Source organism: Polynucleobacter sp. MWH-UH2A (genome assembly GCF_018687195.1).
In the GTDB taxonomy this organism is placed as follows: Bacteria; Pseudomonadota; Gammaproteobacteria; order Burkholderiales; family Burkholderiaceae; genus Polynucleobacter.
On sequence record NZ_CP061321.1, the window covers coordinates 1,778,516 to 1,797,146 of the forward strand.

An 18,631-nucleotide genomic window follows, 5' to 3' on the forward strand; every position below is an offset into this window, starting at 1 on the left:
ATTTGGTGGCGAATCAGGGATTTGAACCCCGGACCTGCGGATTATGATTCCGTCGCTCTAACCAGCTGAGCTAATTCGCCGAACTCGTGATTATAAGGTCAAATCGCCTCAAGAGCCAGCCGAACCACCCTAAACTCTTCTTCCCTTGAAAAATGGTGTTTTCACGGTAAATCCACGGTACACACCTTGCGCACAAAGTTTGTCGTTTTAAACGACATCAAGGTTTGCGGGTGGTTAGATAAATTACCAGTCCGAGAATTAATGATATTTTTCAACTCCAACCTAATAAAACTACCTATGATTAACTAATTTCTGTAATAAGCCTTTCTCATAAAGCTTCTTCGCGGCCATAACAGGCGCAACCTCAAGTTTTTTTCCTGACTCACTTAATATTAATTCCATTGCTTTATCAATACCCAATGCAGGGCGATACGGCCTAAACGATGACATTGATTCTAGCGTGTCAGCAACAGCGAGTATCTTTGACTCTAGTAATATTTGATCGCCTTTTAGCCCCAGCGGGTAACCAGAGCCGTCAATCCTCTCATGATGCTGCCTGACTATCTCGGCGATTGGCCATACAAAAGGAACTTCCTTAAGCACCTTATATCCATTATTGACATGGTCTCTTAAAATAGCATGTTCATGGTCAGTCAGCGCAACGGGTTTCATCAATATTTCTGCAGGAATAGATATTTTTCCAATGTCATGAACTAAAGCGGCTAATTTCAATCCATGAATTTGATCTGAAGTACAGCCCATCTCCTTGGCGATAGCTTCTGAAATGACGGCTACACGATATTGATGTCCTGCAGTATATGGATCGCGTAATTCCATAGTTGTAGACATTGCACTGACCATTGACCCCAATGAATTAATCAGTCGTTTTTGAGACTCTTCTTGGCGCAACTTATCTTGCTCTATGATTGCTTGATTTTGTAAACCATCTATGCCAAAAGCAATTTCATCTGCAAGACCTTCAAATAAATGGATTTCAGGCAATGAAAATGCATTAGCAATACTTGCATAGACAACTAAGCCACCAAGCACTTTTTTCCCTGTTTGCAACGGAACGGCAACACAGCTTTTAATTCCAAATTTTTGTGCTCGATCTCTCCAGGGCAAAAAATTTGGGTCAACATCACAATCATGAACTATCGACGGTTTTTGAGTTCGGATTGCGGCACCTAAAGGACCTTTACCACTGGGCACATTCTCATCCCAGCTCACAACAATTCCATCAGCGTAAGCACTAGCAGTACCAGACACGCCTGCAACTAGTAGATCCTTAGTGTGATTTTCCTTAATCAATCCTACCCAAGAAACTACGTAAGGAAATTGATTTGTAATTCCTTCACAAACACCCTGCACTAGCTCTAGCTGTGTTTTTGCCCTAAGCAAAACTTTAATTGCATTTGAATAAGCTGCTAAGGCCCAAACTTGTTTTACTAGCTGATGATCATTCATCGTTCAATATTAGCCGATAAATTTACCCAATATCAGATATTTGCATTGACGATTAAAGTCTACTGTGCGAAATTGAATTAAATAAATCGTTTATTGATTTTTTATGATCATATTCGCTCTAATTTTGTATTTTCTGTCCTTTTTAACGCAAGCAGGAACGGCTTTCTTCTCGTTTTTGCTAGCAATCAAATCGCCAACAAGGTACAGGTGGGGATGGCTTTTCTTATGCCTTGGCTTAACTCTAATGTTAGGGCGAAGAATTAGCCCTCTTTTTGCCATACTAGAAACTAATCATTTCAATATGACAGATGCTGTACTTTCTTTACCAATCTCCGTCTCGCTTTTGATTGGCACTATTGGCATTCACAAGTTGATGTCTCAAGTGAACGCTGATAATCAATTACTTTCGATCCTCTCTCAATTTGATCCTTTAACCAATTGCTTAAGTCGTACAGAAACTTTATACCAATTATCAAATGAAATTAAGAGGTCCCTGAGAACAAAAAAATCTTTTGCTGTTCTTGAGCTTGATATTGACCACTTTAAGATAATCAATGATCAACATGGCCATAATATTGGCGATGAAGTACTTCATTCATTAGCTGCTTTTATAAAAAGTCTGCTGCGTAGTAATGATCACTTTGGGCGAGTAGGTGGGGAAGAATTCGTTATTATTCTTCCAGATACTGACGAGCAGCAAGCCAGGATAATTGCTGACCGCATTAGAGAACAGGTAGAGAGAAAAGACGGCTATAGCCAATCGAGCGCTAAACCAATTAAGTTAACCATTAGCGTTGGCATATGCGTAGCTGAGTTAGCAGAGTCAAACGCTAATATTGATGATCTTGGCAAAGCGCTTATTAAGCAGGCTGATAAGGCAATGTATAAAGCAAAAAATAACGGCAGAAATCAAATATCGCTTTAAGAATTAAAACGGAATCAATAACTCTTCCATGAAATAACGGTAAAAGTAATTGGGGCCCAAAAATCCTGCTGATTTTCCATAACCTGCTCGAGTTTTAAAGTAGTAGTCATTTGATGCTACAGGACTTGTAGCCGCCAACTCATAGAGCTGAGTCGTAGTGCTTGGATCCTGATTAACGGTTTGTCGCCCCACCCCAGCCGTGCCATTAAACATCCAACCCTCGAAATGCCTTCTAAAACCAAAAGCAATCATGGTTTCACTATATTCTGATGGGTTGAAATAATTGTTTGGGACTGCAGTATTCGTATCACGATATTGGCGATATCGTAATTGCGCCGTGAGTCCATACTCAGGCACCAAGTCATAGATTAATTTTGCTTTAGCTGTTGGCCTTGTATTAGTATCTGAGAAATACATATTCCCACCCATCAGCACCACCGACAGACGATCAATAATTTTTTGCTCAACGCTAATGGCTGGAAAAGTGTAATAAATCCCATTGTTTAGTGAATTTTGCGTCTCCACCCGATCTCGACTTAATAAAGCTTCAACAATTGTCGTATCGGTTGCCTGCAGACTATATGAACTATCTGTCGCAATTAATTTATGACCATTTTCAATGTTATAGCTAATATTTGCGTTATAACCCAGTCCATTTCTAGGGTTAATCGCTTTAGTTAGCAATGTATAGACCTCGGCTGACGAATCCCAAGACCCTTGCGTAAAGTAATTATGTTGATAGTTAATGCCAGTATATTTTTCACCATTACTATACAAAGGCATGTAGCCAGCGCGATATTTATAGGTCGAAAATCCCTCGCTATCTGATGCTATATATGCGTTAGGAATGGATATCGCCTGCGTTGGGGGGCTTTGTTGCGCAAGGACATTTCCACTTGCCACGCTAAACAAAAAGTAGATAAATCCTTTTAGGGCATTACTCATTTCGTACCCCATGATTTTTTAAGATTAAAAAATTCAGAAAAGTAGCCATACACACATGCAGGCTGGAGTATTAGGCCGTAGGCAAATACATAAAATACAAATCCAAACCAATTAGATCGAATATGAAGATGTTCACTCTCAAACATCTTTTTGCCTCTGGTGTACATGAGCCAATTTAATAATGCAGCCATTGGTAGCAAGAACAAGGTCATGGGACCAACTATCCAATAGATTCCAAAGCATGCCAAAACTAAGCCTGGGATAAATCCAAAGGTGTAAGCAATATCCATTAATGGAAACATGGTGTTCCACCAAATATACAAAGTAGCCAATCGTGGCTTAAACAGCAACAATGGGTTTTCTTTAAAAGCCTCAATCAACCCCCTAGACCAACGCTGTCGTTGTCTTACAAATTTCTTAAGAGTGTTGGGGCAATCAGTAAATGCAAGAGCGTCTTCAGCGTGACCAATCCGATAACCACGATTAAGCATTTTCCAGGTCAATACAATATCTTCGCCTACCATCTCCGGCCAACCGCCAAGCTCTAATAAGGTCTTTCTGTCATAGAGAGAAAAGGCGCCTTGAGCTACCAAGGTACCCTGAAATAAAGATTGAATTCTTTTAACGCTAGCAATACCTAAAAAATAATCCCATTCTTGAGCTTTTGTGATCCAATTTTCACGAGAGTTTCGTATCAGTATTTCACCGGCAACAGCTTTTGTATCAACAGGATCAGACAAATACCGCCCAACAAGATTTCGGATTCCATCTTTGAACACGTAGCCGTCAGCATCAATCGTAATAACTACATCAGTAGTTACATGACTCAGACCATGATTGAGCGCAGCGGCTTTTCCTACGTTTTCTTGCAAATCAATTAATTCGATATTTGGGTTATTTGCAGCAATGCTGCGGACTTTATCAACAGTTCCATCTATTGAGCCATCACTTATTACGATGATTTTTATCTTATCTGGATATTCTTGCTTGATTAAGCTCGCCAGAGTATCTTCAATCGAATTAACCTCGTTATAAGCGGCCATTAATACAGTTACTGGTATATAACGCTGATCAGCAATTACTGGCGGGCGCTTATCCAGAAGCAGAGAAATAAAAACAAATGCATTCATGAAGCCTGGAACAATTGCGATCATCGTAATCAGAAAACATGCAAATATTTTCCCAATTTGAGCCGCCAGATCAGAGTACCAAGGCAGAGAAAGCCAAATTGATAATCCCATCCAACTCAATGAAAAAATTAAGGCAATTGCAAATTTAAGTCTTACTGATGTGTACATTGAATTGCCAATATATTTAGGTTAATTTTCCATTCTACGCCTATCAAATACGACCATTTCTGTAGCCAGAGAACTTTCAGCCCAGTAAACATTGGACAAATAGAGCGCACAACATCGATTTCTAGATCAAGACTAGATTGAATTCGACTTAATGTGCTTTTTTCCATCAACCCAAAACGCCATCAACATAAACGCTACAAGCGCACAGCCGCCTGAAAATAGGAAAGCATATAAAGGCGCAATCGCCTCATAAATCCAACCAAAGATAAACGAGGCTGGAAACAGCATCAGTCCGGTGACTAAATTGAACCAACCAAATGCCGTCCCCGCCAGACCTTTAGGAGCCATGTCGGCTACCAATGCTTTCTCCACTCCTTCTGTTGCGGCTTTGAATAATCCATAGACCGCAAATAGGGCAAATATTTGGAATATCGAAATACTGGGCATACCCATGGCGATGTAAAAAAAAGCAAAAGCAATCCACGCAATCAAAATAAATCTCTTGCGACCAAATCGATCGGATAATGCCGATAAAGGCGTTCCAAATACAGTTGTGATGAGAGAGATGGCCGCCCATAACAAAGGAATGTCTTCTTGAGGTACCCCAGCCTCTCTTGCTCTTAACAACAAGAACATATCTGATGAGTTAGCTAAGGCAAAGATACCGGCTACAACAAGATATCTTTTAAATTGATCAGGCATACCTTCTAGAGACCAACTAAATTTACTCGCTTGTGGAACAGCCTCTTTGTGGGGCTCTTTAATACACAAGGCAAGAGCAATGGTGACGATTGCCGGCACAATCGCCCATAGAAAAATATCTCTGAGTGGTACACCCATAGATAGAAATAACGCGGCTAATAGAGGGCCAATAACTGCGCCAGCATTATCCATAGAGCGATGAAGTCCAAAGGTAATGCCTCTTTGATTTTCATTGACGCTCTCGGCCAATAAGGCGTCTCGAGGCGAACTACGAAGGCCCTTACCCATACGATCTGTAAAACGAATTGCCAAAACCCATAACCAGGAATTGGCGATTGCTATTAGGGGTCTACCAATGCCGGCAAGTGAATAACCCAGCACAATCCATGGCTTTGCCTTTTTAGTGCGATCTACGATTACGCCTGAAACTAACTTAAAGATGCTCGAAGTAGCCTCAGCAATCCCTTCAATAATGCCCAGCGCCTTTGGCCCCGCCATTAAGACTGATGCTAGGTACAAAGGCATTAAGGGGTAAAGCATTTCACTAGCCGAGTCATTGACTAAACTAATGAGCCCGATGAGCCACACGGTTCGAGGAAGAGAGAGGATACTTTTAAACATTACAAACTCAATTTACTCTTATTTTGTCGTTTTAAACGACATTTCATATGAGTCCTTTATAGTGCCGATATACTTGTATTTCGCCGCACAATCTCCCTTAAGCTTGCACCCTTTTTTCTTTTGAGCATTATTTGTGATCCATCTATTGCGACTCCCTTTGAAATTAAGGTTCACGATGAACTAATTGCTGATTACCAGCATTCAGCCTACGAAATTGAAACTAATCTTTTTCAAGCTCCCGCCTCGCAAGGACTTAAAAGTGATGTTTTTCAAACCCGTCTTGAATATGGCTATGGGATTACCGAGAGAAGTGAAGCTGGAGTCAATCTCTATCTGAGCAACTACAACGGCGCAAGCTATGTCAATGGCGGTAAAGTAAGTCATATGTACATCCCCACTCACGATGAAGAAGGTTTATGGCATTACGGTGTTAAGAATGAAATTAATTACATCAAAGATGTAGGTGGCACAGAAACTACTTTTTATGAATTAACACCAATCCTTGCTCTTCAACTACAAGACTAGCGATTTACCATTAATTCCAGTGTGGATGTGACTCTCAATAAAAATAGTACTGTGACATTTTCACCTTCAGCCAAAATTTCTTACGGGCTAAACAATACCGTTGATGTTGGTATGGAGTACTACGCTGATAACCTACCCATCAAAGGCTTATTCAGCGTCACACAACAACCCAATACAGTCTACCTTGTGATGGATGCCAAATATAAAAAATCAACTTTTAACTTTGGGGTTGGTAAAGGCGTGACTGCGGTAAGTGATAACTGGGTAGTGAAATTTATTGCCGCACCGAATTTTGACTGAGTAATCCACAAATGAAAAAACCACCAGAAGGTGGTATTGGTATTTCTTGGTGGCCCGGGGCGGAATCGACCGGGATCTAAGATACTTAATTCGCACTGAACAACCTAGGATTATCCAAACGTTACTTTAAGTAACGCTCAAAAGACAAAACCCCCACTATTGCTGATGAGGGTTTGCTTTTCTGGTGGGTCCACCAGGACTTAAAGTGGAAGCAAAGTGCTATACATTAACGATTGACCTAAAACAGTAAAATCATGATATGAAATCATTAATACGTTGCCCGTGGTGCGAGGGTTTTGATTTGTACCGCCAGTATCACGATACCGAATGGGGTGTTCCTCTACGTGACAGCAGGCAGCTATTTGAATTGCTGATACTAGAGGGTGCCCAAGCTGGTCTTTCTTGGTCAACTGTCCTTAAGAAGCGCGAATCTTATCGTGAAGCTTTTAATTTCTTTGATCCAAAGAAGATTGCCAAATATGACGATAAGAAGATTTCTGAGTTATTGACAAATCCTGGAATTGTTCGCAATCGCTTAAAAGTAGCTGCCACTATAGGCAATGCCAAAGCTTATTTGGCACTAGAAAAAAGCGGGCAGCCATTTAATGAATTTATCTGGTCCTTTGTACAAAATAAGCCCATTCAAAATAAACGCCAATCTTCGAATGAAGTACCTGCAAGATCCCTTGAATCTGATGCAATGAGTAAAGCACTCCTACAGGCAGGATTTAAGTTTGTTGGCACAACGATATGCTATGCATTTATGCAAGCGAGTGGAATGGTTAATGATCATCTTATATCTTGTCATCGATACGCTGCAGTGAAAAAGAAATCAGCAACATACACCCAATAGTTAGACGCTCAATAAATTTTTCCATTTAGAACAAATATTCTAGCCCTACGGTACCACCCTGAAAGAGGATGCTTGAACTAGTATTGACACCCCTTGCATTGACGCTTGTGGGGCTGCTTCCTGAATACACATAAGGTATTTGGCCAGGCGCCAAAGCCACCTGATTTAACCAGAGCATTTGATAGCCCATTTTTATAGATAGGTCATCTGTAATCAAATATTTCAGCTGGATTACTCCTTCTCCAGCATATGCCATTCGATTAACTGTGGCACTTGTTAAATACATCACTTTAGTAATACTTACTGCATCATTTTGTGTGGCTTGGTTATTAAATGCTCCGACTTTTAGTGATCCACCAAATGAGAGTCGGCCAATCTCAAATAGCCTTCCTTGGGCACCAAGCTGCAAGCCAAAAAGATTATTACTTGTATTTGTAGTCCAAAAAGGTGGGTAACCACTGATAGCATCGCCTGAAGCGCATGCTTGATTCGTTTGAGATAAGGTAGTACTGGCAATTGTCAGCGGGATATCCGCCCCTAGCGGAGCACAACCGCCAGTCTTCCATAGCGGAATATTTTGATCGCCAGGGGTAACCGACCCTATAAGGCTATCTTTTAATTGTAGCCATCGAACGCCTGCTAGAAAATTAAAGCTGTCAGATGCCTTAATTTTTCCAGTAGCCTCGGCACTATATAAGCTAGTTGATGAACTCCAATTCATTCCTTGATATGCAAAGTCTTGAGTCTGCCAAAAGGACCCCGGCGCCTTCATGACATACCAATTACCAGGATTAGAGGGTCCAATAGTATTGTTTGCGTTCAAATTTTGAACGCCAAAATAGGACAACTCAACACCATAGTCAGAGTTACTAGAGTATTCCAAGGTGAACTTTGGACCAATAGCACTTCCTTGTTGAAATTGATTGCTATTAAAAACCTCAGCTGTAGGTTTATATGCTGTTTGGCCAAAAGTATCCGTGCCAGGAAGGGTGCTCACCAATGGCTGATTTACGCTGCTGTTTGATCTCTTGAGTGAAATTGCTTCGACAGACAAAGCCCAATGCGCCTTCGAGATTGATGAATCGTCAGAGCCTATATCCGCAAAGATAGGCGCCGAATTTTTAGTTTCTAAAGTAGATGGCGATGATTCAGCAGGGATTGCGATCGAAAAATAAACCAAACCCATCAATAGCCATGCAAAGCGCATAGGCAATTTAGACCTTATGAACTCTTTATTCTTTATCCTGAGTTGACCCCACCACATAAGTCGCGCCAGGGCGATTAAATACACTTATAGAGACGCCTCATATTCTCAATTTTCCAAAATTGGTTCTGGGCAGCATCGAACTGCTCTGTAAAGTCACCTTTATGCGTAACTTGGAAAATATGCAATACCCTATGGGCTTGATCGTGTTTTGCTAGAGCAGCTAAGGTTAAAAAGTAAAATGCCTTCTTTAAATCTTGGGCGATGAACTCGCCTTTTCCGTATAAAGAGCCCAGTGTATAAGCGCACTGGCGACTGCCTTCATTAGCGCCAACAGCCAGAAGCTCAGCACCACGCTCAACATTACGCGGAACGCCTTGCTCCATGCCGGTTCCGAGAACAAAAATACTGCCTAGATTACAGTACGCATCCATGACTTCGTGCTTAATGGCTTTTTCGTAATACTGCACAGCAATCTTATAGTCTTGCTTTATTAGCCCCATACCCTTTTCATGCATCAGCCCCACATTAAAGAGAGCATAACCATTGCCTAGCGAGCTACTAGAATTTTGAAATTCATAAAACTTGGCTAACTGCTCTGCATTAAGCTTGCCATCCCAGCACATCTTGGTTAATGCGTATAGAGCGTCATCATTCAAATCATTCTGGGCCAAATCCATGAAGATTTCATATGCTGCATCATTGCGGCCACGCTCAAGATTGCTCTGTCCTAATTCGATTGATGCCATTTATTACTTTCTAGGTTAATTTTTACGGAAATTATATCAACCGAATTTAAAAAAATGGATAGTAGTCTTATGAAAACATCCGCACCAAATCGAGGCACTTCACTATTGAGTACAAGCCATTATTGGTGTTGCTAAGTGGCCCGGGGCGGAATTGACCAGAGCCTATGATGTCTGACTCTAAACAAACAACTTATAAAGCGACCACCCGAGGTTCAACGCCACCAGTGAAATAAGCGTTCCAAAAGTAAACTTCATCCCCATCACTCTTTTGCTGAAATCAGGCGGAGGCACATTGATTCCTTTGGCGTGAATCAAGCGACCGATGATGAGTGCTATCCCAGGAATCACGACTAACCACGAGGGCGCACCATTTAATTCCAAGCCAGCAATCAAAATGATTCCAAAGGGAACGTATTCAGCAAAATTACCTTGGGCACGAATCGCCCTTTCAAGATCTTCGTAACCACCGCTACCTAAGCCCACTTTGTTCTTTCTTCGAAGGCCAATGACCGCAAAAGAGAGTTTTATAAAGATGATGGTTAAAACGGAGGCAATGATTGAAGTGACTAGTAGCATTTAGATCTCCCAGAAGAATTCCTAAATACTAATCGGGAAATGAAAAATCACCCTAAGGTGGTTTTGGTATTTCTTGTTGGCCCGGGGCGGAATCGACCAGGGCACAGGATGTTCGACCCTTAACAATCACCCTTATATCCCGATAAATTTGTAGGCCGGCAATGACGACGAGGACAAGCGACAGAGGAATTACTGAGCCATAGCCAACCTTCTTGAAACTCAAAGCTCCAACAATCCCCCCAATTAAGAACATTGAAAGAATTAAAGCGTGTGCTTTTAGCTTCTGTTTATTTGCCCTTACATGACCTTTTTTATTCGCTTCTTCTGATCGATTCCAATAAAACAATTTGCCCAGCTCAATTCCAATATCAGTCACAACACCTGTCATATGCGTTGTTCTAATTTCCGCTCTCGATACTTTAGTGATAATGGCATTTTGTAAGCCCATAACAAAACACAACATCAAGGCAATTGTGGGCACAGTCAATGATGTATATAAATTAAGGTTTGCTCCAAGAAGGCCAAAACAAAGCAATAGAAATGCCTCTACTAATAGCGGCAATGCGAATTGGCTATGGATGCGTTTGCGTTGCCCCCAGTTCACCAACATTGCCGTAGTTGCCGAGCCCATAATGAATGAGACGAGCAAAGTGATGCCGCCTAAAACAGCAAGAATATTACTTAAAGCAAGGTCATCGCCAATGCCAGAAATAATCCCGCTCATATGTGATGTGTAGCGACTAATAGCAAGAAAACCTCCAGCATTTACCGCTCCAGCAACAAACGCAAGCAGGCATCCCAATTGAAAATTGGTTTTAGTTGAACGCTGTGGGCTAGTGAGAAGCTGTAAAAATTTAATTGCCATCTAGCAATAAATTTTACTCTTCACAATTTTGTCGTTTTAAACGACATGCCCCAAATGAAAAACCACCCTAAGGTGGTTTTGGTATTTCTTGGTGGCTCCGAGCGGAATCGACCGGGGCCCAGGATCCCTGACTCTAGTTCTAGAATGTCGTTTTAAACGACATTAGCAAACCCTAAATCTCTACCTTTGCCCCTAGCTCAACCACCCTGTTTGTTGGAATTGAGAAAAAATCTGATGGCTTAGCAGCATTTTGGTACATCCAAGCAAATAGCTTTTCTCTCCACAATGCCATACCCGGAATTGCGGAAGGAACAACCGTATCGCGAGCCAAGAAATAGGAAGTTTCCATTGGCTCACATTTAATATCGTATTGGGTCGTCAGCAACTCCATAATTTGATTAATATCTGGAGTCTCTTTAAAGCCATACATTGCTCTTACTAGATAAACTCCACCACCCATCTCTTTCAAGTTAATTCGATCCTTGTCCTCAACATAAGGAACATCCCAAATGCTCATTTTGAGAAAAATGACTCTCTTGTGTAGAACTTGATTGTGCTTAAGATTATGAAGCATTGCCACAGGAACATAGTCAACATGCGCCGTTAGAAATACTGCTGTGCCATTTACTCGAATTGGTTCACTTACCAATAATGACTTGATAAATGCTTCAAGTGGAATGCCGCCCTCGATTGCCTTTTGACGCAACAACATTCTGCCCCTGTACCAAGTAATCAACAAAAGGAAGCACAACGCACCAAGCAATAATGGGAACCATCCACCCTCAGCTATTTTGAGAGCATTAGCCGCAAAGAAAGCAAAGTCTACCAAAAGGAAAGTACCAATAATCATCGTCACGAATATTGAATTCCACTTCCATACAACTTTCATAACTACTGCCGCCAACAATGTGGTGATTACCATTGTGGTAGTTACAGCTATTCCATAGGCGGCCGCCAGGTTGCTAGATTGCTTAAAAGCCAGCACTACGGCGATGACTAAAGCCAATAACATCCAGTTAATTGTTGGCATATAAATTTGCCCGACCTCTTTGTCTGATGTATAGGCAATTTTCATGCGTGGCACAAAACCTAACAATATAGCTTGGCTTGTCATTGAATACGCACCAGAAATCACTGCCTGCGAAGCAATGACAGTGGCCATAGTTGCTAGGATTACCAGGCAAAGCGTATAGGCTTCAGGCACCATTAGAAAAAATGGGTTTGATATTGCCTCTGGATTAGATAAGAGCATAGCTCCTTGCCCAAAATAATTTATGAGCAAACAAGGCATTGTTAATAAAAACCATGCATATTGAATAGGTCGAATACCAAAGTGCCCCATATCAGCATAGAGAGCCTCTGCGCCAGTTAATACCAAAAATACCGCCCCCAAAACTATGAACGCCTGTAGAGAGTGTTCAAGTAAAAAATTAACGGCAAATATTGGATTGGCCGCAAGCAAAATATTTGGGTTATCAATAACGTTGTATGCACCCATTAATCCCAGAACCAAGAACCAAGCCACCATAATTGGCCCAAATAAAAAACCCACTAAAGCCGTGCCTTTTTTCTGAATCAGAAACAAGGCAACAAGAATGGTGAGCGTAATGGGAATGACATACTTCGTGAATTGCGGAGAAACAATTTCAAGGCCCTCAACCGCTGATAACACTGAAATCGCAGGGGTAATAACAGCATCTCCATAAAACATGCATGCACCAAATACACCAAGCATCATTATGGTTAATGCTCGCTTAGAGTTTGCTGGAGCCGTTCTGAGAGCTAAAGCCATTAAGGCTAATATGCCACCCTCACCATGATTGTTTGCCCGCATAACAAACAGAACATATTTAAGCGAGACAACAATCAGAAAAGCCCAAAAGACCATCGATATCACCCCAAATACCGCATCCTGAGAAAAGGGAACGCCATGTTCGGGACTAAAGCATTCTTTCAGCGCATATAAGGGACTAGTTCCAATATCTCCGAAAACTACACCAATTGCAGCAAGCGTTAGAGCGGGTAGGCTACCCTTATTGTGATTATCGCTCTTAATCTCAATTGGGCGAAGAATAGTAGATTGTGAATACTCAGGATTGCTAATAGACATGGGCTTACTCAGTAATTTGAATATCCCATCAAATCATGTGCGATGTATCAATCGCATAAACAACTATGAAATAGCTAAGCGATAACCTATGCCAAGCTCTGTTAATAGGTACTCGGGCTCAGCAGATACTTTTTCTACCTTAGCTCTTAATCTACCCATGTGTATTCTGAGGTAATGGGTGTCATCCACATATTCAGGACCCCAGATTTCCGAAAGCAATTGGCGTTGAGTAAAAATCTTGCCCGGCTTTGTAGCTAATAACATCAACAATTTGTGCTCTATAGGACTTAGATGAATCTCATTACCTTCACACATTACAAGCCCAGCAGAGACATCAATTATCAAATCTTTGTATTGATAACGCTGATCACGCATAGACATCTTCAGAGTGCGCCTGAGACAAACATTAATTCTTGCCAGTAACTCTTCTACATTAAAAGGTTTGGACAAATAATCATCCGCGCCTTCATTCAGAGCAATAATCTTTTCCTGCTCTTCTTGCCTTGCTGATAAAACAATAATCGGGAAATCAAATTGCTTTCTTATTTTCTGAATTAAATCTTTTCCATCACCATCAGGCAAACCCAAATCCAGAATCATTAGCTTTGGGGTATTTTCACCCAAGCATTTATTTGCCTCTTCTAAAGATTTAGCTAACTTAGGAAGATGTTTTGCGGCACTCAAGCTAGCCACTAAGAAATGAGCAATTTGCTCATCATCCTCAACGACTAATATGTAATCTGAAATCATGCGCTTACCCTATAAGGAAAGGCCATGCCCACATAAGTTCGTTGGTTGCCACCAAACTCAGATTCAACAATCAATCGCCCTTCGTGCTTATCCATCACCGCCCTAACTATAGATAAGCCCAATCCAAATCCTTTTTTATTGCGCTGATATGACTGTTGCTGCCCCGCCAATCCTTTATCAAAATCTTTAGGGAATCCAGCGCCTTCATCAATTACGCCAATTCGAATTTGATCATCAACTCTATCTACTGATATCTGAATGGGGTTGCTACCTAAGTGCGCTTTGCTTGCGTTCTCGATTAAATTTGTTAACGCCAATACGATTAAAGCTTGATCGCCGTAGATGAGCTCATCTTTTGCCCTCATTACTAATTCCAAGGAAGGCTTTATCTCTCTATTGCTATATCTCGACATGACCGCCCCAACAATTTCTTCAGGCGACTGCCAATCCATTCGAATGTGATTGCCATCAGACATGCCCAGCTTAACCAAAGACAGTATATTTTCTGTTGAGTCATTGAGGTATACAGATTCCGAGTGAATCAGCTCTAACAGCTTTATGAATTGTGCCTCCCCCAACTGTCGACCTTGCTTCAGCAGTGATGAACTAGCACCGATAATAGTTGTTAAAGGAGTTCTCATGTCGTGTGAGATAGACGACAAAAACGCCTTTTGAATGGACTCTCGATGCGCTAGCTCGCCAGCATCTTTTGCTTTAATTTCTGCTATTCGTTTTTGATAGTGAACGGACAGCTGATCAGCTATAGCCCTTATAAGACTGACCTCAATATCTTCCTCATGCGCCCTCTCAATCACTAAAGCTGGTAATTCATGGCTTTTGTAAAACCTTCCAAAGGGAACGCACCAATAATCAATTGCCTCTAGGGTTCCCGTATGAGGGCCCAACATTGCACCGTACTCAATTGCGTGCGAGAGGTACCAAGAGTCTAGCCTTACCTCACCTGGTTTTGAGCTTGCCAACTCAACGCTATTTTTAGTTATTTGGTCCAATCTCAAAATCGCCACCTCACACCCTAGCTCTTTTTTAAGTAATAGGCAGAATTTTTGTAAAGCAACTATGGAGTCCGTCTCTACTGAGAATATTTCGATAATCGCTCGCAATAGATTGGCTTTGAATGTTTCTTTTTCGGCAATGTCCTTTTGCCCTCTTAGCTGATGGACCAAAGAGGTAATCGCAATAGATACCAAGAGAAATCCAAGCAATGCGCTCCAAGACTCAATGCTTCCAATAGCAAAGGTATATCTCGGCTCTACATAAAAGAAATTAATGAGAAGAAAAGATGCTATTGCTACAAAAATAGAGGTGGCTAATTGGCTCTTGTAGGAAACCCAGATGACAAGAATCAAATAGAGAAATGACACCCCCGCTAAACCAAGATAATCATCAACCACATGGGATAAGGCAGTTACCCCAATCATTCCCAGAAAAATACTCATTGCCTCAAGCAAGATTGGGCGTTTCGAAGGGTTTCTATTTGTCATACGTTCAATATACATTCACTGACATATCAACCGCATATACATTTGTCGTTTAAAACGACAGTAAAACGTACATTAAAATTCAATCGGCTAATGCTAATCCAAATTTATTCGTTAGAGCCCTCTTCCAATACAACTCATACTCCTGAGGCAAATGAGATTGACCATCAACCCTGTTCAATAGGGCGCCTGCACTTACAGTTGGCAATTTAGAGGAAAACGGTATTGCCCTACCTAAAGCATCTCTGCACATCAGGTAATCAGCAGTTATTTCCTTGGGATGCATGAGCCCAGCCGCACCAATCAACTCAGAAAGAGATGTAATCGTATTTTTATGAAAAGCGTGAACACGCTCCGCCTTATCAGGTACAACCAAGGCTTTTTGTCGCAGCGGATCTTGTGTTGCAACCCCTGTTGGACATTTGTCGGTATGACAAGATCTTGATTGAATACATCCTAAGGCAAACATAAACCCTCTGGCTGAATTACACCAATCTGCCCCTAAAGCAAGCGCTCTAATAATGTCATAAGCAGAAATAATTTTTCCAGAAGCGCCTATGGCTATTTCTTTTCGCTTGCCAATTCCAACCAAGGTGTTATGTACTAAACGCAAGCCTTCACGCAATGGCATGCCCACATGATCGGTAAACTCCACTGGTGCGGCGCCAGTTCCACCTTCGCTGCCATCGACGACAATAAAGTCAGGGCTAATACCCGTCTCCAGCATCGCCTTTGCAATTCCAAAAAACTCCCAAGGCTGACCAATGCACAATTTAAAGCCAATCGGCTTGCCACCGCTTAATTTTCGTAAACGGGCGATAAATTGCATCAACTCTGTAGGCGAAGAAAATGCCGAATGCTTAGCCGGAGAAACGCAATCTTCACCAATAGGTACTCCACGTGTTAAGGCAATTTCAGCAGTTACCTTAGGTCCGGGCAAGACGCCACCATGACCTGGCTTGGCACCTTGAGAGAGCTTGATCTCGACCATCTTAATTTGTGGATCTACAACTTGCGCTGCAAATTTTTCTTCAGAAAAAGTTCCATCATCATTTCGACAGCCAAAATAACCTGAACCAATTTCCCAAATAATGTCTCCACCAAATTCTCGGTGATATGGAGATATCGATCCTTCGCCAGTATCGTGCGCAAACCCACCCAACTTTGCACCCTTATTTAAAGCTCTGATTGCATTTGAGGAGAGCGCTCCAAAACTCATTGCTGAGATATTGAATATGGAAAGTGAATAGGGCTGCAAACAACTTGGCCCGCCCACTTGAATCCTAAAAGTCACAGGGTCAGGATGCAGTGGCGCATTAGAGTGCCCCAACCACTCTCCATCTTGCCCATACATTAATTTGGTTGAGCCAAACCCTCTTTTGTCATTTACCTTCTTAGAACGACTGTAGACCATCGCCCTTTGGTTCCTTGAAAAGGGAATTTTTTCTTCATCATCCTCTAAGAAATATTGACGAATTTCTGGGCGAATGTATTCAAGTAAAAAACGTAGATGCCCAATCAATGGGTAATTGCGCAAAATAGAATGGCGATTTTGAATAACATCTGTAAGACCCACTAAAAATAGCGCGCTAAAAAGAATCGCCAGTGGAATACTGTAAAAAAAGAAGAGGGCCGCCAATACCAATGTGGAGAGCCATGCGAAATATCTAGAGTAATTCATTTGTCTACTCCCTCTGGTAGGGTTTTATGGTGATACCAAAATAGTATCACTCATCAAGACATTATTTAAAGAAGAGTTGCGCTAGCAAGAATACTTAAACATGACAGGCTCAATTTAGCACCGTAGTGTCTTATTGTCGTTTCAAACGACAGTCTGTTACACGCTCACCTCAGTCGGCCTTAGACCCCTGTATTAATCAGCGAATTGATTAGTACGATCTTTTACCACTGCGAATAGCTTTCGATTAGATTGCTTTATAAAACCTTATACATCTTTCTTAGATTCTCAATCTTGTGATACTGTCTCTCTGCTGCATCAAAGGCTTGGGTAAAGTTTTGCTTAATGGCGTGCTGCATGATGATTAGACAACGATGTGCATGTTGGTGCTTTAAAAGAGTGGCAAGCGTTAAGAAATAAAAGGCTTTTTGATGGTCTTGCTTGATGTATTCGCCTTTTTCATAAAGAACGCCCAAGTTATAAGCCGACTGACGGCTGCCTTCGTTGGCACCCACGGTAAGAAGCTCCACACCTCGAGAAATACTCTTTTGAACACCCTGGTCCTCGCCAGTGCCAACAACATAGATATTGCCTAAATTACAGTAAGCATCAAGCACTTCTTCTTTGATGGCTTTTTCATAATACTCAACTGCCACAGGAATATTTCGCTCAATCATCCCCATACCGCGTTCATGCATTAAACCAACATTAAAGTGAGCATAGCCATTACCCAAACTACTGTTTGAGTTCACCCATTCAAAAAGCTTATCGAGCTGCCCCGCATCTAAGTGCCCATCAAAACACATTTTGGTTAAAGCGAACTGAGCCTCAGAATCCAATTCGTTTACTGCTAAATCAAAAAAGATATCAAATGCTGCTTCGTAGCGACCACGATTCAAATTAGATACAGCCAACTCGAGTTTGGGATGATTGAAGTTATAGCTATCGCTACTAGATGTGTTTTCGAATCCTAAATCCACAAAATTGCCCTATCTAATTACTTTCCAAAGGGTCTGAATAACAAACCGCCAAGCAAACAATACAAGGGATGATGTCGAATTTGTAAGTAAATTACCCATTTTGGGCAGTTTTCATTTAATCCATTCATTTTGAAGGTATTCTCAATCTATGGACAAACAGGTTTCACTTAAAAAAAGTGCATTTTTATTCGCAATTAATGATCATTACCTAAGTCACTTGATTCGGCTGTATCAAGCTTTTGATGGTGATATTGAATGTTGCATTGTGCTAGGTGAAATTGCCCATTACAACGCTCGCAATGTTTATTCCGAGCTCATCCAAGAAAGAGTGATGCTAAGTGAGTTCACCTCCAAATATAGAGGTAGCAACGCTCACTCCATTAGCCTGTCGACTGGCATACCCAGAGAAACTGTCAGGCGCAAGATTCTTAAATTAGAGGAAATGGGTTACTTAGAGCAAGATGAGAAAAAACAACTTCGCATCACTAGCTTGCCAGCGCTAGATCTTGAGGAATTCTCTAAAAAATCTGAAGAATTATTTTTCGACTTAATTAATCGACTTAAGAAGCAAGACCATTTGTAGG

18 protein-coding genes and 1 tRNA gene are annotated in these 18,631 nt (G+C 41.4%); 5 read left to right on the top strand and 14 right to left on the bottom strand.

Annotation, left to right across the window (positions count from 1 at the left end):
- Positions 1–3 precede the first annotated feature (3 nt).
- A tRNA-Met gene (locus IC571_RS09180) sits at positions 4–80 on the bottom strand.
- A gap of 211 nt (positions 81–291) precedes the next feature.
- Positions 292–1,467 (bottom strand): HD domain-containing phosphohydrolase, encoded by a 1,176-nt coding sequence (locus tag IC571_RS09185; protein WP_215316205.1) that lies wholly within the window; start codon positions 1,465–1,467, stop codon positions 292–294.
- A 301-nt stretch (positions 1,468–1,768) separates the two neighbouring features.
- Between IC571_RS09185 and IC571_RS09190 the strand changes: the two genes are divergently transcribed.
- Positions 1,769–2,392 (top strand): GGDEF domain-containing protein, encoded by a 624-nt coding sequence (locus IC571_RS09190; protein WP_215316207.1) that lies wholly within the window; start codon positions 1,769–1,771, stop codon positions 2,390–2,392.
- A gap of 3 nt (positions 2,393–2,395) precedes the next feature.
- Here the strand turns inward: IC571_RS09190 and IC571_RS09195 are convergent, their stop codons facing one another.
- The 3 genes from IC571_RS09195 to IC571_RS09205 form a co-directional block, all read right to left on the bottom strand.
- A complete protein-coding gene (locus IC571_RS09195; RefSeq protein WP_215316208.1) occupies positions 2,396–3,337 on the bottom strand; it encodes a hypothetical protein in 942 nt (313 codons plus the stop codon).
- A complete protein-coding gene (locus tag IC571_RS09200) occupies positions 3,334–4,578 on the bottom strand; it encodes a glycosyltransferase family 2 protein (protein WP_251373360.1) in 1,245 nt (414 codons plus the stop codon). The genes IC571_RS09195 and IC571_RS09200 overlap by 4 nt, the downstream gene beginning before the upstream one ends.
- A gap of 189 nt (positions 4,579–4,767) precedes the next feature.
- Positions 4,768–5,958: an MFS transporter gene (locus IC571_RS09205; RefSeq protein WP_215316211.1), complete on the bottom strand. Its 1,191-nt coding sequence runs from the start codon at positions 5,956–5,958 to the stop codon at positions 4,768–4,770.
- 120 nt (positions 5,959–6,078) lie between these two features.
- On the opposite strand from IC571_RS09205, the gene IC571_RS09210 reads away from it, so the two are divergent.
- The 3 genes from IC571_RS09210 (at position 6,079) to IC571_RS09220 (ending at position 7,636) form a co-directional block, all read left to right on the top strand.
- Positions 6,079–6,483 (top strand): hypothetical protein, encoded by a 405-nt coding sequence (locus tag IC571_RS09210; protein WP_215316213.1) that lies wholly within the window; start codon positions 6,079–6,081, stop codon positions 6,481–6,483.
- Between the two features lie 51 nt (positions 6,484–6,534).
- Entirely contained in the window at positions 6,535–6,783 is a 249-nt protein-coding gene (locus IC571_RS09215; RefSeq protein ID WP_215316215.1) for a hypothetical protein, read from the top strand.
- A gap of 259 nt (positions 6,784–7,042) precedes the next feature.
- Complete coding sequence (locus tag IC571_RS09220; protein WP_215316217.1) at positions 7,043–7,636, top strand: DNA-3-methyladenine glycosylase I; 594 nt, start codon at positions 7,043–7,045, stop codon at positions 7,634–7,636.
- A 25-nt stretch (positions 7,637–7,661) separates the two neighbouring features.
- Here the strand turns inward: IC571_RS09220 and IC571_RS09225 are convergent, their stop codons facing one another.
- From IC571_RS09225 to IC571_RS09265, 9 genes are all read right to left on the bottom strand, one after another.
- Positions 7,662–8,843, bottom strand: a complete 1,182-nt coding sequence (locus IC571_RS09225; RefSeq protein ID WP_215316219.1) for a hypothetical protein — start codon at positions 8,841–8,843, stop codon at positions 7,662–7,664.
- A gap of 74 nt (positions 8,844–8,917) precedes the next feature.
- Positions 8,918–9,589 carry a tetratricopeptide repeat protein gene (locus IC571_RS09230; protein WP_215316220.1) on the bottom strand — a complete coding sequence of 224 codons (672 nt, stop codon included), beginning with the start codon at positions 9,587–9,589 and terminating at the stop codon, positions 8,918–8,920.
- A gap of 177 nt (positions 9,590–9,766) precedes the next feature.
- The gene (locus IC571_RS09235; RefSeq protein ID WP_215316222.1) at positions 9,767–10,165 is read right to left on the bottom strand and encodes an MAPEG family protein; all 399 of its coding nucleotides are present in this window, start codon (positions 10,163–10,165) and stop codon (positions 9,767–9,769) included.
- 52 nt (positions 10,166–10,217) lie between these two features.
- A complete protein-coding gene (locus IC571_RS09240) occupies positions 10,218–11,030 on the bottom strand; it encodes a YoaK family protein (RefSeq protein WP_215316224.1) in 813 nt (270 codons plus the stop codon).
- A gap of 172 nt (positions 11,031–11,202) precedes the next feature.
- Positions 11,203–13,140: a potassium transporter Kup gene (locus IC571_RS09245; protein WP_215316225.1), complete on the bottom strand. Its 1,938-nt coding sequence runs from the start codon at positions 13,138–13,140 to the stop codon at positions 11,203–11,205.
- 63 nt (positions 13,141–13,203) lie between these two features.
- Positions 13,204–13,890 carry a response regulator gene (locus tag IC571_RS09250; protein ID WP_215316227.1) on the bottom strand — a complete coding sequence of 229 codons (687 nt, stop codon included), beginning with the start codon at positions 13,888–13,890 and terminating at the stop codon, positions 13,204–13,206.
- Complete coding sequence (locus IC571_RS09255; protein WP_215316230.1) at positions 13,887–15,392, bottom strand: DUF4118 domain-containing protein; 1,506 nt, start codon at positions 15,390–15,392, stop codon at positions 13,887–13,889. The genes IC571_RS09250 and IC571_RS09255 overlap by 4 nt, the downstream gene beginning before the upstream one ends.
- Positions 15,393–15,471: 79 nt before the next feature.
- Positions 15,472–17,070, bottom strand: a complete 1,599-nt coding sequence (locus IC571_RS09260) for an FMN-binding glutamate synthase family protein (RefSeq protein ID WP_215316231.1) — start codon at positions 17,068–17,070, stop codon at positions 15,472–15,474.
- A gap of 254 nt (positions 17,071–17,324) precedes the next feature.
- Entirely contained in the window at positions 17,325–18,047 is a 723-nt protein-coding gene (locus IC571_RS09265) for a tetratricopeptide repeat protein (protein WP_215316233.1), read from the bottom strand.
- A 148-nt stretch (positions 18,048–18,195) separates the two neighbouring features.
- On the opposite strand from IC571_RS09265, the gene IC571_RS09270 reads away from it, so the two are divergent.
- Positions 18,196–18,630: a hypothetical protein gene (locus IC571_RS09270; RefSeq protein WP_215316235.1), complete on the top strand. Its 435-nt coding sequence runs from the start codon at positions 18,196–18,198 to the stop codon at positions 18,628–18,630.
- The last annotated feature ends 1 nt before the right edge of the window (position 18,631 follow it).